Annotated in this window: 13 protein-coding genes; 2 read left to right on the top strand and 11 right to left on the bottom strand. The window is 75.8% G+C overall.

Annotation, left to right across the window (positions count from 1 at the left end; all coding sequences use genetic code 11):
• Window positions 1-148: 148 nt before the first annotated feature.
• From ACZ7LB_RS10860 to ACZ7LB_RS10845, 4 genes are all read right to left on the bottom strand, one after another.
• Window positions 149-391, bottom strand: coding sequence for a DUF397 domain-containing protein (locus ACZ7LB_RS10860; protein ID WP_471467036.1), 243 nt, complete (start codon window positions 389-391; stop codon window positions 149-151).
• 124 nt (window positions 392-515) lie between these two features.
• Window positions 516-2,033: an acyl-CoA synthetase gene (locus tag ACZ7LB_RS10855; protein ID WP_471467034.1), complete on the bottom strand. Its 1,518-nt coding sequence runs from the start codon at window positions 2,031-2,033 to the stop codon at window positions 516-518.
• Between the two features lie 247 nt (window positions 2,034-2,280).
• Window positions 2,281-3,852 carry a phytoene desaturase family protein gene (locus tag ACZ7LB_RS10850; protein ID WP_471467033.1) on the bottom strand — a complete coding sequence of 524 codons (1,572 nt, stop codon included), beginning with the start codon at window positions 3,850-3,852 and terminating at the stop codon, window positions 2,281-2,283.
• 185 nt (window positions 3,853-4,037) lie between these two features.
• Complete coding sequence (locus tag ACZ7LB_RS10845; RefSeq protein ID WP_471467032.1) at window positions 4,038-4,412, bottom strand: four-helix bundle copper-binding protein; 375 nt, start codon at window positions 4,410-4,412, stop codon at window positions 4,038-4,040.
• A 150-nt stretch (window positions 4,413-4,562) separates the two neighbouring features.
• Between ACZ7LB_RS10845 and ACZ7LB_RS10840 the strand changes: the two genes are divergently transcribed.
• Window positions 4,563-4,919, top strand: coding sequence for a DUF6479 family protein (locus ACZ7LB_RS10840; RefSeq protein WP_471467031.1), 357 nt, complete (start codon window positions 4,563-4,565; stop codon window positions 4,917-4,919).
• Window positions 4,920-5,041: 122 nt separating this feature from the next.
• Here the strand turns inward: ACZ7LB_RS10840 and ctaF are convergent, their stop codons facing one another.
• Both ctaF and ctaD read right to left on the bottom strand, forming a co-directional pair.
• Window positions 5,042-5,467 carry an aa3-type cytochrome oxidase subunit IV gene (ctaF, locus tag ACZ7LB_RS10835; RefSeq protein ID WP_471467029.1) on the bottom strand — a complete coding sequence of 142 codons (426 nt, stop codon included), beginning with the start codon at window positions 5,465-5,467 and terminating at the stop codon, window positions 5,042-5,044.
• Window positions 5,464-7,140 carry an aa3-type cytochrome oxidase subunit I gene (gene ctaD, locus ACZ7LB_RS10830; RefSeq protein ID WP_471467027.1) on the bottom strand — a complete coding sequence of 559 codons (1,677 nt, stop codon included), beginning with the start codon at window positions 7,138-7,140 and terminating at the stop codon, window positions 5,464-5,466. The genes ctaF and ctaD overlap by 4 nt, the downstream gene beginning before the upstream one ends.
• 199 nt (window positions 7,141-7,339) lie before the next feature.
• Between ctaD and ACZ7LB_RS10825 the strand changes: the two genes are divergently transcribed.
• The gene (locus ACZ7LB_RS10825) at window positions 7,340-9,391 is read left to right on the top strand and encodes a SpoIIE family protein phosphatase (RefSeq protein ID WP_471467025.1); all 2,052 of its coding nucleotides are present in this window, start codon (window positions 7,340-7,342) and stop codon (window positions 9,389-9,391) included.
• A 37-nt stretch (window positions 9,392-9,428) separates the two neighbouring features.
• On the opposite strand, the gene ACZ7LB_RS10820 is transcribed toward ACZ7LB_RS10825, so the two are convergent.
• The 5 genes from ACZ7LB_RS10820 to ACZ7LB_RS10800 form a co-directional block, all read right to left on the bottom strand.
• Window positions 9,429-10,337, bottom strand: coding sequence for a cation diffusion facilitator family transporter (locus ACZ7LB_RS10820; protein WP_471467023.1), 909 nt, complete (start codon window positions 10,335-10,337; stop codon window positions 9,429-9,431).
• A 255-nt stretch (window positions 10,338-10,592) separates the two neighbouring features.
• Window positions 10,593-11,399, bottom strand: coding sequence for a thioesterase II family protein (locus ACZ7LB_RS10815; protein WP_471467021.1), 807 nt, complete (start codon window positions 11,397-11,399; stop codon window positions 10,593-10,595).
• 270 nt (window positions 11,400-11,669) lie between these two features.
• Window positions 11,670-12,920, bottom strand: coding sequence for an MFS transporter (locus ACZ7LB_RS10810; RefSeq protein ID WP_471467019.1), 1,251 nt, complete (start codon window positions 12,918-12,920; stop codon window positions 11,670-11,672).
• Window positions 12,917-14,071, bottom strand: a complete 1,155-nt coding sequence (locus ACZ7LB_RS10805; RefSeq protein WP_471467017.1) for a PLP-dependent cysteine synthase family protein — start codon at window positions 14,069-14,071, stop codon at window positions 12,917-12,919. The genes ACZ7LB_RS10810 and ACZ7LB_RS10805 overlap by 4 nt, the downstream gene beginning before the upstream one ends.
• A 108-nt stretch (window positions 14,072-14,179) precedes the next feature.
• On the bottom strand, window positions 14,180-14,623 hold the full coding sequence (locus ACZ7LB_RS10800) for a hypothetical protein (RefSeq protein WP_471467015.1): 444 nt from the start codon (window positions 14,621-14,623) through the stop codon (window positions 14,180-14,182).
• Window positions 14,624-14,771 lie beyond the last annotated feature (148 nt).

Below are 14,771 nucleotides of genomic sequence, written 5' to 3'. Positions count from 1 at the left end.
TCACCTCCGGTGAGCCGCCTTCCCCAGGGCGCCGTCCGGCACACCCCCGTTCATCCGGTCGGCGCACCGGGCCGACCGGGACGCCGACGGGCCGGGGCACCGGCGGGCGGAGCGGGTCGGGCGGGGGCGGCCCGCCGGGCGGGGCGGCTCAGGTGAGGTCGAACTCGCCGCCCCGCGCCCCCGAGACGAAGGCACCCCACTCGTCCGGGGTGAAGATCAGGGAGGGGCTCCCCGGGCTGCCGCCGTTGCGCATGGCGATGAAGCCCTCGACGAAGGCGATCTGGACGTCCCCCCTGCCGCCGCTGCTGGACCGCCACTGCGCGTTGCTCAGATCCAGTTCGGGCTTGTCCCAGCCCGTGTGCGGGCGCTGGTGGGTGGTGCTCTCGGCCACGTCCGTACTCCTCACGTCTCGGCCCTGCGCGGTCAGCCTAGCGACCGGGAGGGGGCGCGAACAGGCCGTGCGGGCGACCCGCCGTGCCGGGTTCCCCGGACACCGCCGCATGGCCCCGGGCGGGTCACCCGGGAGGCTGCGCCGGGGCAAAGCGGGCGCGCAGCTCGCGCTTGAGGATCTTCCCGCCGGCGTTGCGCGGGAGGGCGTCGACGAAGAGGACCCGCTTGGGGACCTTGAAGCCGGTGAGCCGTGCGCGGGCGTGGGCGATCAGCTCGTCCTCACCGACGGCGACGCCCTCACGGGGGACGACGACCGCGGTGACGGCCTCGATCCAGCGCTCGTCGGGCAGGCCGATGACGGCGGTCTCGGCGACGGCCCCGTGGGTGTGGAGGACGTCCTCGACCTGGCGCGAGGCGACCAGCACACCGCCGGAGTTGATGACGTCCTTCACCCGGTCGACGATGGTGAGCCGGCCGTCCGCGTCCCGGACGGCGAGGTCGCCGGAGTGGAACCAGCCGCCCCGGAAGGCGGCCTCGGTCTCCTCCGGCTCGTCCCAGTAGCCCTCGCAGAGCTGCGGTGAGCGGTAGACGACCTCACCGGGCGTGCCGTCGGGCACGTCGGCGCCGTCCTCGTCGACCACGCGGGCCTCGACGAACAGGACGGGCCGCCCGCAGGAGTCGAGGCGGCCCTCGTGCTCGTCGGGTCCGAGGACGGTGGCGAGGGGGCCGATCTCGCTCTGCCCGAAGCAGTTGTAGAAGGCCAGCCCGGGCAGCCGGGCGCGCAGCCGCTCCAGCACGGGCACCGGCATGACCGAGGCCCCGTAGTAGGCCTTGCGCAGTCCGGCGAGGTCGCGGGTGGCGAAGTCGGGGCGGTTGGCGAGGGCGATCCACACGGTGGGCGGCGCGAAGAGGCTGTCCACCCGGCCGGCCTCGACGAGGTCGAGGAGCAGGTCGCCGTCGGGCCCGTCCAGGATGACGCTGGTCGCGCCGACGGCGAGGTAGGGCAGCAGGAAGACGTGGAGCTGCGCCGAGTGGTACAGGGGCAGGGCGTGCGCGGGGCGGTCCGCGGCCCGCAGGTCGAGGGCGGTGACGGCGCTCAGGTACTCGTGGACCAGTGCCCGGTGGGTCATCATGGCGCCCTTGGGCCGGGCGGTGGTGCCCGAGGTGTAGAGGAGCTGCACCAGGTCGCCGTCCCCGGGCTCCGGCCCGTCGTACGGCGCGGCCCCGGCCAGCCGGTCCAGGAGCGCCCCGTCGGCGTCGCGCAGCGGCAGGGCGGGCGCCCCCTCCGGGAGCCGCGCGGCGAGGGCGGGGTCGGTGAGGACCAGGGCGCTGCCGGACTGGCGGAGGACGTGGGCGAGGTCGTCGCCGGTGAGGTGGTGGTTGACCGGGACGTGGACCAGCCCGGCGCGGGAGCAGGCGAGGAAGGCGATGAGGTAGGCGTCGGAGTTGTGCCCGTAGGCGGCGACCCGGTCGCCGGGGGCGAGCCCCCGGTCCCGCAGGACGCCCGCCGCGCGGGAGACCGCGGTGTCGAGTTCCCGGTAGGTCCAGGAGCGGTCGCGGTACTCGACCGCGACGCGCTCGGGGCTGCGGCGGGCGCTGCGCCGCAGCACCCCGTCGACGGTACTGCCGTGTCCGGGCGTCATGGCCCGATCCTGGGCCGGGGAGCCGGAGGGGTCAAGGGATGTGCGCGGGGTCCCGGGGCGGGCGGTGGTGGCCGCGCCGGGGCCGCCGGACCGGCCCGGGGCGGGCGGTGGGCCTCCCGGGTGCCGCGGCGCGGGGTGCGGACGGTGCGCGGGACCCGGTGCCGTCCCCGGCGGCCCGGCCGTCCCCGGCGGCCCGGCCGTCGCCGCGGCCGGGAGGTCGTACGGTCCCGGGCGCGCCCGGGACCGGTCAGTCCCCGGGTCGCTCCTCCAGGACGGCCATGGCGGCGTTGTGCCCCGGTACGCCGCTCACCCCTCCGCCGCGCACCGCGCCCGCCCCGCACAGCAGCACGTTGGGCCACTCGGTGGCGACGCCCCAGCGGCCGGCGCCGTCGGCGGCGTACGGCCAGGACAGGTCGCGGTGGAAGATGTGGCCGCCGGGCAGGCGCAGATCGCGCTCCAGGTCCAGCGGCGAGCGGGCCTCGATGCAGGGCCGCCCGTCGGCGTCCGTGGCCAGGCAGTCCGCGAGCGGCTCGGCGAGGTGGGCGTCGAGCTGGGCGAGGGTCGCCGCCAGCAGGCGGTCGCGGGTCGTGTCGTGGTCGTCGGCGAAGAGCCGGGCGGGGGTGTGCAGGCCGAACAGGGTGAGGGTGTGCAGGCCCCGGGCGGCCAGGTCGGGGGCGAGGATGGTCGGATCGGTCAGCGAGTGGCAGTAGATCTCGGAGGGCGGGGCGGCGGGCGGCTCGCCGGCGGCGGCCCGCGCGTGGGCGGCGGCCAGTTGCCCGTAGCCCTCCGCGATGTGGAAGGTGCCGGCGAAGGCCTCGCGCGGGTCGGTGAGCGGATCGCGCAGCGCGGGCAGCCGGTCGACCAGCATGTTCACCTTGAGCTGGGCGCCCTCGTCGGGCGGCGGCGGTGTCCCGCCGGTCAGGGCGGCCAGTTCGTGCGGGGAGGCGTTGACCAGGACGTGGCGGGCGGCGGTGGTGTGCTCGCCGTCGGCGTGGCGGTGGGTGACCTCGGCGGTGCGGCCGTCGGTGGCGAGGCGCACCGCCTCGTGGCCGGTGGCGATCACGGCGCCGGCGGCGCGGGCGGCGTCGGTGAGGGCCCGGGTGAGGGCGCCCATGCCGCCGACGGGGACGTTCCAGGCGCCGGTGCCGCCGCCGATGACGTGGTAGAGGAAGCAGCGGTTCTGGCGCAGTCCGGGGTCGTGGGCGTCGGCGAAGGTGCCGATCAGGCCGTCGGTGAGGACCACGCCGCGCACGAGGTCGTCGGCGAAGCGCTCCTCGACGGCGACGCCGAGGGGCTCCTCGAACAGCGCCCGCCAGGCGTCGGCGTCGTCGATCCGGCGGCGCAGGGCGTCCCGGGTGGGCAGCGGCTCGGTGAGGGTGGGGAAGACCCGGCGGGCGACGTGTCCGGTCATCGCGTAGAAGCGGCGCCAGGCGGTGTACTCGCGGTCGGAGCCGGTGAGCCGGGCGAAGGACTCGCGGGTGCGCCGCTCGCCGCCGCCCACGAGCAGTCCGGTGGGGCGGCCGTCGCGTTCGGTGGGCGTGTAGGAGGAGACCGTGCGGGCGCGGACCCGGAAGTCGAGCCCCAGGTCCCGCACGATCTTGTCCGGCAACAGGCTGACCAGGTACGAGTACCGGGACAGCCGGGCGTCGACACCGGGGAAGGGGCGGCTGGAGACGGCCGCACCCCCGGTGTGCCCGAGCCGTTCGAGGACCAGGACGGAGCGTCCGGCGCGGGCCAGGTAGGCGGCGGCGACCAGTCCGTTGTGGCCACCGCCGACGATGACGGCGTCGTAGGAGCGCGGGTGCGGGTGCGGCGTCATGGCTCTTGGTAGCACGGGGCGGGACGGGGAGCCAGGGGCCCGCGGGACGGACGTGGACGGGGGCGGTGCGGCAGGGGCCCGGCCAAGGCTTCCGGGGGCGTCGCGGGGGACGCCGGGACGCGGGCGGGACGCCCCGGCCCGCCCCGGCCGTGGCGAGGGCGCGCGGCCGTGGCGGGGTGCGTCGCTCAGCGCAGGGTCGTCAGGAAGGTGTCGCAGGCGCGGGCGCAGGCCCGGCACGCATCGGCGCTCTCCTGGGCGTCCGGCTGCCCGTCGAAGGCGTGGGCGGTCTCCAGGCACACCTGGCGGCACCACTCGACCTGGACGCGGATGGCCTCCTCGTCCACCTGGTTCTGTTCGGAGAGCACCCGGCAGGTGGCGTCGCACACCTCCGCGCACATGATGCCCTTGCGCCGGGCGAGTTCCTGGTCCTCGTTCCCGTCCGGGTCCACGAGGCTCGCGCGCAGCGCGCACGACCTGCCGCACGTGGCGCACGCCTGCGCGCACGCGAAGCGGTCCTCCAGAAACCGGAAGAGTTCCTGCTGCGAAGTCGTCGAGGTCACCTCCTCCGGGTTGCCCCCGGGCAGGCCGCCAAACCGGACCGGGACCGGCGCCCGGGGCGGCACGGGCGGCTCCGGCGGGTGTGCGGCGCGCCGCGGGTGGTGCGCGGCGGGCGGCGGAATCGCCCGGAGGGCCGGGGGTACCCGCGCCGGATGACCGACACGTGGATGGACCTCGCAGCGGATTCCGGCGCCATGAGTGCGGGCCTGGTGATCGCGGCCGTCGTGGTGGTCGCCCTGCTGATCGGCGCCTTCGCGCTGGGCAGCCGGGTACGGCGCCGGGAACTGCCGCCGCCCACGGCGGACGAGCAGCCGAGGCTGCCGCCCGACGGGGCGGTGCACGAGATCCGGGAGCACCGGGAGGCCGAGGAGATGCCGCACGACGGCGGCCGGACACTGCCGCACGAACTGCGCCACCAGGGCACCCGCAGCGCTCCCGAGGAGCACCGGCGCAAGTGGAGCGAGGGCGGCAGCGGTTCGTTCGGCAGCGGCGGCCCCGGCGTCCGCTGAGTCCCCCGGGGGGGAGTCCTCCGGCGGAGGGCACCGGGGCGAGGCACCGCCTCGGCCCCCCAGCCCCGGCTGTCCGGCCCGGTGCCCGGCCCCGTGACCGGGGGCCGGGCACCGGGCCGTTCTCAGGGACCCGGCGGCGGTGGCGGCGCGTCGCGGTGCCGGGTGCCGCGCCCCGCGTACTGGAGGACCAGGGCCGGGACGGCGAGCGCGAGCAGGCCGCAGCCGATCAGGGCGAGCCAGAGGCCGAACACGACGCCGAGGGCGACGACGGCCGCCCCGAGCGCGACGGCGAGGGGCCAGGGGCTGTGCGGGGCGAAGAAGCCCAGCGGTCCGGTGCCGTCGGCCGTCTCGGCGTCGCCCCGGTCCTGGGGACCCGTGCCGTGCCTGTGGTGCTGCACCCGCAGGAAGAAGGCGATGACCAGGGCCATCAGGAAGGCGACGGTCAGGGCGACGGTGCCGACGGGTTCGGCGGACCACCAGCCGTACAGGACGGCGGAGGAGGCGAAGAACACCGCGACGCCGGTGAACAGCCGGGCCTCGGTCCTCACCGCGCGTCCCTCTCCCCGGTCCGGCCGACGCCGGGGTGGTGGAGGTCGAACGCCGGGGACTCGGAGCGGATGCGCGGCAGGGCGGTGAAGTTGTGGCGCGGCGGCGGGCAGGAGGTGGCCCATTCGAGGGAGCGGCCGTAGCCCCAGGGGTCGTCCTGCTCGACGCGGGCGCCGTACTGGTGGGTGCGCCACACGTTGTGGAGGAACGGCAAGACGGACAGGCCGAGCAGCAGGGAGCCGATGGTACTGACGGTGTTGAGCGCGGTGAAGCCGTCGGAGGCCAGGTAGTCGGCGTAGCGGCGGGGCATGCCGCGCTCCCCCAGCCAGTGCTGGACGAGGAAGGTGGTCTGGAAGCCGGTGAAGAGGGTCCAGAAGTGGATCTTCCCGAGGCGTTCGTCGAGCATCCGGCCGGTGAGCTTGGGCCACCAGAAGTAGAAGCCGGCGAACATCGCGAAGACGACCGTCCCGAACAGCACGTAGTGCAGGTGGGCGACGATGAAGTACGAGTCCGTCAGCGGGAAGTCCAGCGGCGGGGAGGCGATGAGGACCCCGCTCATCCCGCCGAGCAGGAAGGTCACCAGGAACCCCGTCGCCCAGAGCATGGGGGTCTCGAAGGACAGCGAGCCGTGGACCATGGTGCCGATCCAGTTGAAGAACTTCACCCCGGTCGGCACCGCGATGAGGAACGACATGGCGGAGAAGAACGGGAGCAGCACCGCGCCGGTGGCGAACATGTGGTGGGCCCACACCACGGCGGAGAGCATGGTGATGGCGATGGTGGCGCCGACCAGGCTGGTGTAGCCGAAGACGGGCTTGCGGCTGAAGACCGGGATGATCTCGGAGACGATCCCGAAGAACGGCAGCGCGACGATGTACACCTCGGGGTGGCCGAAGAACCAGAACAGGTGCTGCCACAGCAGGGCCCCGCCGTTCGCCGCGTCGAAGACGTGGGCGCCCAGCGCGCGGTCCGCCTCCAGCGCGAGCAGCGCGGCGGTGAGGACGGGGAAGGCGGGCAGCACCAGGATCGAGGTGAACAGCACGTTCCAGGTGAAGATCGGCATCCGGAACATGGTCATGCCGGGGGCGCGCAGGCACAGGATCGTGGTGACGAAGTTGACGGCGGTGAGGGTGGTCGACACGCCGCTGACCACCAGGCCCATGGTCCACAGGTCGCCGCCCGGCCCGGGGGTGAAGGCGGCGCCGTTGAGCGGCGCGTAGGCGAACCAGCCGAACGAGGCCGCGCCCGACGGGGTCAGCAGACCGGCGAGCACCACCAGCCCGCCGAACAGGTACATCCAGTAGGACAGGGCGTTGAGCCGGGGGAAGGCCATGTCGGGAGCGCCGATCTGGAGCGGCATCACGGCGTTGGCGAACCCGGCGAACAGCGGGGTGGCGAACAGCAGCATCATGACCGTGCCGTGCACGGTGAAGAGCTGGTTGTACTGGTACGCGGTGAACAACTGGAGTCCGGGGCGGGCGAGTTCGGCGCGCATCAGCAGGGCGAGGACCCCTCCGAAGAGGAAGAAGCCGAAGGAGGTCACCAGATAGAGGTTGCCGATCACCTTGTGGTCGGTCGTGGTCGTCCAGCGCACCAGGGCGCGCCCGGGTGCGCGGTTCGCGCGGTGCCGCTCCGGATCCCGGTGCGGCGGTCCGGTCCTCTGCTGCACCGCCATGCGGCGGAGGGTATCCGCGGGCCGGGGCGCCCGTCGCAGGACCACGCCGGGGAGGTGCCGGTTTACGCCCGGGGGGCGGGGCACCCGGCGGGCCCGGCAGGCGGCGCGGTACCCCGTGCGGCGCGCGCCGGGTTGCCCCGGGCACCGGGTCCGGGAGGGTGGAGTGGAGTGGAGTGGGCGGCCGGGAGAGGAGCGTCGCGTGGAGGCTTCCGGGGCCGATGACTCGATGGTCCTGAGCGCGCTGTTCAGCCAGTCGCCCCAGGGGCTGTTCGTCCTCGACACGGAGCTGCGGGTCGTCCGGTTCAATCCGTCCGCGCGGGCGATGCGGCGGCTGTCGGCCGAGGAGGTGGTCGGTCACACGGTCGGGGAGTTCGCCCCCGGGTTCCCCGCCGCCGAGCTGACCGGGCTGGCCCGGGAGGTGCTCGCCACCGGGGAGCCGCTGCGGGACCATCTGGTACGGGGCTCGACCCCCACCCGGCCGCGGCACACGCTGGCCGTCGAGGTGTCGCTGTTCCGGCTGAACGACGCGGACGGCGGGGTGCTGGGCCTGGTGGCGGTGCTGGAGGACGTCACCGAGCGGCAGGCCGCGGCCGACCGGCTGGCCGTGCTCAGCCGGGTGCACCGCACCGTCGGGTCCACGCTCGACGAGCGGTCGACCGCCGGTGAGCTGGCCCGGGCACTGGCGCCCGGGTTCGCCGAGGCGGCCTTCGTGCACCTCTCCGACGCCGCCGGGGGCGGGGGCGCCGCCCGGCGGGGCCCGCTGCCCGCCGACACCGCGTTGCGCGTGGCCGGGCACGCGCCCGAGTCGGCCCGGCCGCCGGACCGCGGGGGCGGCCGCCCCTTCCCCTTCCCGACGCCCTTCACCCAGGTGCTCAACGACGCGCGGGCCCGGCTGCTGACGCTCTCCGCCGACACCCCCTGGCTGCGCACGGACCCGGAGCGGTTCGCGCCGCTGGTGGAGGCGGGCGTCCATTCGGTGATCGTGGCGCCGCTGCGGGTGCGGGACGAGGTGCTGGGGCTGCTGACGCTCTGCCGGACCCTGCGCACAGACGCCTTCGGGGAGGCGGATCTGGACCTGGCCCGGCAGGCGGCGCTGGCCGCCGCCGCGCATCTGGACAACGCCCGCGCCTACCACCGCGAGCACACCATCGCCTCGGCGCTCCAGCACCGGCTGCAACCGCGGCCCGCCCCGGAGCTGTCGGCCGTGGAGACCGCCCAGGTGTACCTGCCGGAGAGCGCGGGCGGCGACTGGTTCGACGTGGTCCCGCTGTCGGGGGCGCGGGTCGCGCTGGTGGTCGGGGACGTGACCGGGCACGGCATCGAGGCCGCCGCCACCATGGGGCAGTTGCGGATCGCGCTGCGCGGGCTGGCGTCGCAGGACCTGGAGCCGGACGAGCTGTTCACCCACCTCGACGAGGTGGCGGCGATCATCGGCACCGAACCGCCGGACGCCTCGCCCGCGTACGTGGCGACCTGCGCGGTGGCGGTCTACGACCCCGTCACGCTCACCTGCGTCCTGCTCCGCGCCGGGCATCCCGCCCCGGTGGTGCTGGACCCGCAGGGCGCGCCGGTGGCGGTGGAGGTGCCGGAGGGGCCGGCGCTGGGCGCGGGCGGCGGGGGCGGGTACACCCCGGTGTCGGTGCAACTGGCCCCGGGCAGTCTGCTGGCGCTCTACACCGACGGGCTGGTGGCCGCCTGCGGGCCCGACGAGTCCTGCCGGCGGCGGAGGCTGGAGAACTTCCTGGCGCCGATGGACCGCTCGCTCGCGGAGCTGGCCGACACCGCCCTGTACGCGCTGGCCCCGCCGCGCGACGACGACGCGGTGCTGCTGCTCGCCCGCACCCGGGCGCTGCCGCAGGAGCACGTCACGGTGTGGACGCTGCCCACCGACGGTTCGGTGGTGGCGACGGCACGGCGGCTGGTGGAGCAGCAGCTCTCGGCGTGGGGGCTGTCCGGGGCTGCGTCCGACACCGAGCTGATCGTCAGCGAACTGGTGACCAACGCCATCCTGCACGGGAAGGGCCCGATCCGGCTGCGGCTGATCCTCGACGGGGACCGCCTGCTGTCGGAGGTCACCGACGCCAACGGCGCGGCGCCGCACCTGCGGCACGCCCGGGAGGGCGACGAGGGCGGGCGGGGTCTGTTCATCGTGATGCGGCTCAGCTCCCGCTGGGGGGTGCGCCACACCCGCCGGGACAAGACGATCTGGTCCGAGCAGCGGCTCGTGCCGGAGCGGGACGGGGCGGCCTGAGCCCGGTGCCCCCGCGGGTCCGCGGGGGCACCGGTGGTCACCAGCCGACCTTCTCGCAGCCGCTGTGGTCGAGGGGTTCGATCTGGAGGGTGGCGTGCTCGACCCCGTGGCGGTCGCGCAGGACGTCGCGCGCCCGGTCCAGGACGGCGTGGTCGTCGGAGCCCTCCTCGGCCACCAGATGCGCCGTGGCCACGTTCATTCCCGAGGTGAGGGTCCACAGGTGCAGGTCGTGGACCTCCTTGACGCCCTCCACGGCCTCCAGGTCGGCCGCGACCTCGGCCGGTTCCATGCCCGCCGGGGCGTGCTGGCCGAGCACCGCGAACACCTCGCGGCCCAGGGCCACGGCGCGGACCGCGACGAAGGCGCCGATGGCCAGGGCGATGACGGTGTCCCACACGGGCTGTCCGGTCGTCGCCACCAGCCAGCCGGCGATGACCACCCCGACGGATCCGGCGGTGTCGGCCACGACCTCCAGGTAGGCGCCCTTGACGTTGAGGCTCTCGGAGGCGCCGGACCGCAGCAGGGCGAGGGCGACGAGGTTGATCACCAGGCCGATGCCGCCGACCACCATCATCGGTCCCGAGGACACCTCGGCGGTGCTGCCGATCCGGCCGATGGCCTCGATCACGACGTAGGCCGAGACGCCGAGCATCAGCAGCACCGACAGCAGGGAGGCGAACACCTCCGCCCGGTACGAGCCGTAGGTGCGCCGTCCGGTCCGGTCGGGCCTGGTCGCCACCCGGGTGGCGACCAGGGCCGCGCCGAGCGCCACCACGTCGGCGGCCATGTGCCCGGCGTCGGAGAGCAGCGCCAGCGATCCCGACAGCAGTCCGTACGCCAGCTCCACCACGAAGTACGACGCGATCAGCCCGAAGGAGACGGCGAGCCGCCACCGGTGCTTCCCGCCCGCGTGACCACCCGTGCCGTGACTGTGACCGTGCCCCATGACTCCGGTTCCCCTCCTCGGTCGGACCCTCTTGCCGCCAGCAGGGAACCACAACCCGAAGAAAGGGGCAAAGGCTGCATCGGTGACCGTTGCCATCTTCATTAACAGGCCCCTGACCTGCGACGACGTTTCCGTCGCCGGGAGCCTGGGGAAGCCGTGCGCGACACCCGCCGGGCGGTCCGGTTCACCGGTACGGCGGCCGGCGGGAGCGCGGGGGCGGTCCCGCCGGGCCGTGCGCCCCTACCGGCGGCGGGGTCACCGGGGCAGCGGGCGGCCCCGTCCGGCCGGGTCCCCGGCGGCGGGCGGCGCGGCCGGGGCACCCGCCAGGGCCTCCGTGACGGCCGCGGCGACCCGCTCGATCTGCTGGTCGAGGAAGAAGTGGCCCCCGGGGAGGGCGAGGGTGCGGCCGGGGCCGGAGGTGAGGCCCCGCCACTGGTCGGCCTGGTCCACCCGGACGATCGGGTCGTCCTCGCCGACCAGGACGGTGACGGGCAGGTCCCGCAGGGTGCCCCGGTCCCAGACGTACTGTCCGAGCAGCCGGTAGTCGGCCCGGACCGGCGGCATGATCAGGTCGAGGATGCCCGGCTCGCTCAGGAGGCGCGGGTCCATGCCACCGAGGCGGCGTATCTCGGCCAGCAGGGCGGCGTCGCCCTCCTGGAAGTCGCTCGCGCGCGGGCCGAGGGAGGGCGAGGCCCGGCCGGAGAGGAAGAGGTGGACGGGTCCGTCGGCGGCCCCGGTCCGCTGGAGGGCGCGGGCCGTCTCGAACGCCAGCAGCGCGCCCATGCTGTGCCCGAACAGGGCCAGCGGCCTGCCGGGGTCGCGGTGCCCGGGCAGTTCCGCCAGCACCCGGTCGACGATCTCGCCGAAGTCCCGGGCGGGGGGCTCCCCGAGCCGGTCCTGCCGGGCCGGGTACTGCACCGCGAACACCTCGGCACCGGGGTCCAGGGCGCGGGCGAGCCCGCCGTACGCGTTGACGGCGCCGCCGGCGTGGGGGAAGCAGAGCAACTGCGCGGTGCCGGACGCGGCCGGGCGCAGACGACGTATCCATGTGCTGCTGGTCATTGTCGGCCTCTCAAGAAGACGGCCCCGCCGGGAACTTGTGGCACACGGGGCCGTCACAGGCTACGCAGGCACCGCCCGCGCCACCGCCGTTTCACCCGGTCCGGGACCGCGGGGAGCCGCGGGCCGGCGGCCGGGAACGCCGGGTACCGGTGTCCCGGTCGCGGTGCTACCGGACCGGTGGCCCCCACCGGGCCGGGTGGGGGCGGCCCCCGCGAAGCCGCCCGTATCGCGGGAGCCGGGAGGAGACGGGCGTCGCGCCCCGGCCGGATTTCAGGCGGCGACCGGGTCCGTCCGGCGGGGCACCAGGCGGCCCGTGCGGGCGAGCGCGCCGACCGCCGCCGCGCAGCCCAGCCCGGTGGCGGTCAGCGCGGCCCAGGCCGGCCAGCGGGCGTCGTACCGCCCGGCGGCGTCCCAGAGGGCGCCGGTGCCGAGGTTGCCGAGGGTGACACCCAGTCCGGAGACGGTGTTGTAGAGCCCGTAGTGGGTGCCCACCAGCCGGTTCCCGGAGAGCGTGACGACGGTGTCCATCTCGAACGGGTAGACCACGGCGGCCCCCACCGCCAGCAGCGCCACGGCCAGCAGCAGGCAGCCGGCGGTGGCGACGGCGTGCCCCGGCGGCGCGAGCAGCGGCGGCACGAACGCCAGCCCCATCAGGACCAGCCCCCGGGCCAGCGCCCCGCTCGGCCGCCAGCGCTCCTTCACCCAGGCGGTCAGGCGGAGTTGGCCGACGGCCGAGACGGCCGCCGAGACGACGAAGAGCGCGCTCGTGACCTGCGTACCGCGCGGACCGAGCGCGTCGGACGCGGCCAGTGGCAGGGCCAGGTAGACCTGGAAGGCCAGCACGTACGAGCCGGTCATCGCGGCCGCGAACAGCAGGAAGGGGCGGTTGGCGACGACGGTGCGCCACTGGCGGAGCACGCCCTCGCGGGCGCCGTCCGCGCGGTCGCCGTGGCGGGCCGGCAGGGCCCGCGCCTGGAGCGCGGTCAGCACCGCGAAGACGGCGGCGGCCGCGGTGCACACCAGCCGGAAGTCGGCGGCCAGCAGAGCGAGTCCGACGAGCGGTCCGAGCAGCATGCCGCCCTGGTAGTAGACGTTGAAGGTGGCGAACGCCTCCACCCGCCGCTCCCCCGCCTCGGCGGCCAGATAGGCGCGGACGGCCGGGTTGAACAGCGCCCCCGCGAAGCCGGTCGCGGCCGACGCGGCGACGAGGGCGGGCAGTTGGTCGACCCAGCCGAGGAGGCCGAAGCCGAGGGTGCGCAGCAGGCAGCCCGCCATGATGGGCGCCTTGCAGCCGTAGCGGTCGGCGAGCGTGCCCCCGATCAGGAACATGCCCTGCTGGGAGAAGTTGCGCACGCCGAGCACCAGCCCCACCGCCCAGGCCGCCAGGCCGAGTCCGCCGGAGAGATGGGCCGCCAGGTAGGGCATGAGCATGTAGAAGGCGAGGTTGATGGCGAACTGGTTGGCCATCAGCAGCCGCGCGGCGGGCGGGAAGGAGCGGGTCTGCCGCCAGAGGTGCCTCACCGGACCGCTCCCGCGGCCGCCGTGCCGGTCCCGTCGTGCCCGCCGGCGCCGCCGAGCGGGTCGACGACGGTGGTGCAGCGCGTCCAGCGGGTGACCACCCGCTCGGCGGGGTGGGCGATCTCGTCCGGATCGTCGGCGGGGGTTCGGCCGAGCAGTCCGTGGGCCCGGCCGTAGCCGTCGTCGAACACCGTGCCCACGTAGCGCTGCGGGCCGTCGGGGAAGACGGCCACGACCCGGTCGTCGGCCGGGGAGCGGCGGGCCAGCCAGCGGGCGACGAGGGCCACCGCGCCGACGCTCCACCCCCCGGTGGCGTAGTGGTCCCGGGCCAGCCGCCGGGCGGCCCACACCGCTTCGGGTGCCGCGACCCAGTGGACCTCGTCGAAGAGGCCGTAGGCCACGTTGCGGGGGTGGATGCTGCTGCCCAGACCGCGCATCAGCCGCCGGGCCGCGGGCTGGCCGAAGATCGTGGAGCCGGTGGTGTCGACCCCCACGACGCGCAGCGCGGGGAAGGGGACCCGCAGCACGGAGGCGATGCCCGCGGAGTGGCCGCCGGTGCCCACGGAGACGACCAGGGTGTCGATCCGGCCGAGCTGGGCGGCGAGTTCACGGGCGAGCGGGGCGTAGGCGGCCACGTTGTCGGGGTTGTGGTACTGGTCGGGGCACCAGGCGCCGGGCTCTCCCGCGAGGATCTCCCGGACGCGGTCGCGGCGGGCCCGCTGCCAGCCGCCGGTGGGGCACGGCGCGGCGACCACGTCGACGGTGGCGCCGTGGGCCGTGAGCAGACCGGTCATCAGCGGCTCCGTGCCGGGGTCGGTGACGACGGTGACCGGATGGCCGTAGGCGGCCCCGGCCAGCGCCAGACCGAGACCGAGGGTGCCCGAGGTGGACTCGACGATGCGGGCCCCGGGGACGAGCGCTCCGCGCTCCCGGGCGGCGCGCACCATGTACAGGGCCGTGCGGTCCTTGATGCCGCCGGGGTTGTGGCCCTCCAGCTTGGCCCAGAAGCCGCGCCCGGCGGCGGTGAAGGGCTCGCCGATCCGCAGGACGGGGGTGTCGCCGACCAGTCCGGCGGGGGTGTGCAGGGGGCGCCTGGCGGTGTCCGCCGGCTGCGCGGGGCCGTCCGGGACGGCGGTGCGGGTCAGGGATGTCATGGCGTGCTTCTCCTGCCACCGGCGCGCCGGGCGGCCGGTGGTGCGTGGGGGAACGGACGGGGCCGGTCGGCCGCCGCGCCGCGTCGGCGGGCACGGCGGCGGGGCCGGTCAGGTCCGCCGGACGCCGAGCAGGGCCCGCCGGTCGCCCGCCGAGGGAGCGGGCGGCGGCGCGGGGAGCGGCGGACGGAGCGGCTGCGGACCGGCCGCCGGGAGCGCGCCCAGGAGGGCGGGGAGAAGGCTCTGGGCCAGGAGGAGGGACGGGGCGGTGTCCCGGGAGGGCTGGGCCGCCGTGGGTTCGCCCGCCTCCCGGCAGGGCGTCCGGTGTTCGTCCACGGGCGCGTGCGAGTGGAGCGCCGGGTGCGGTCCGGACGGCTGCCCGCAGAGGAGCGGGGCGGCGAGCGGGGTGTCCGCGGCGGGCGCCGCGCTCGCGGACGCCGGGCCGTGGGCGCAGACCAGGACGTGCAGCAGGGCGGCGAGCAGCAGCGCCAGCACCGCTCCGGCCGGGGGCCCCGAGCGGCGGCGTCCTCGAACGATGCCCGTCACCACGGACACAGAACGTAGTGCACCGACTGCACGAGGTCCGCGTCCGTGGAGCGCGGGCTGCCCTCCGGTCACGGTGCCGCGCGACGGGGCCGGTTCCGGTCCGGACGGTGGCGTCCCTGGCCGGGGCGGGTGGCGACGGGCACCGGCGGGGGTGGCG

It is taken from the genome of Streptomyces sp. NPDC107521 (assembly GCF_055598485.1).
The sequence above is the reverse complement of the archived record's forward strand: the minus strand, read 5'-3'. Positions and strand labels throughout refer to the sequence as shown.

Bases quoted from the DNA above. Each gene is read 5' to 3' on its own strand.
- ACZ7LB_RS10855 (WP_471467034.1), bottom strand. From the start codon at position 2,033: ATGACGCCCGGACACGGCAGTACCGTCGACGGGGTGCTGCGGCGCAGC.
- ACZ7LB_RS10850 (WP_471467033.1), bottom strand. From the start codon at position 3,852: ATGACGCCGCACCCGCACCCGCGCTCCTACGACGCCGTCATCGTCGGC.
- ACZ7LB_RS10840 (WP_471467031.1), top strand. From the start codon at position 4,563: ATGACCGACACGTGGATGGACCTCGCAGCGGATTCCGGCGCCATGAGT.
- ctaD (WP_471467027.1), bottom strand. From the start codon at position 7,140: ATGGCGGTGCAGCAGAGGACCGGACCGCCGCACCGGGATCCGGAGCGG.
- ACZ7LB_RS10820 (WP_471467023.1), bottom strand. From the start codon at position 10,337: ATGGGGCACGGTCACAGTCACGGCACGGGTGGTCACGCGGGCGGGAAG.
- ACZ7LB_RS10815 (WP_471467021.1), bottom strand. From the start codon at position 11,399: ATGACCAGCAGCACATGGATACGTCGTCTGCGCCCGGCCGCGTCCGGC.
- ACZ7LB_RS10805 (WP_471467017.1), bottom strand. From the start codon at position 14,071: ATGACATCCCTGACCCGCACCGCCGTCCCGGACGGCCCCGCGCAGCCG.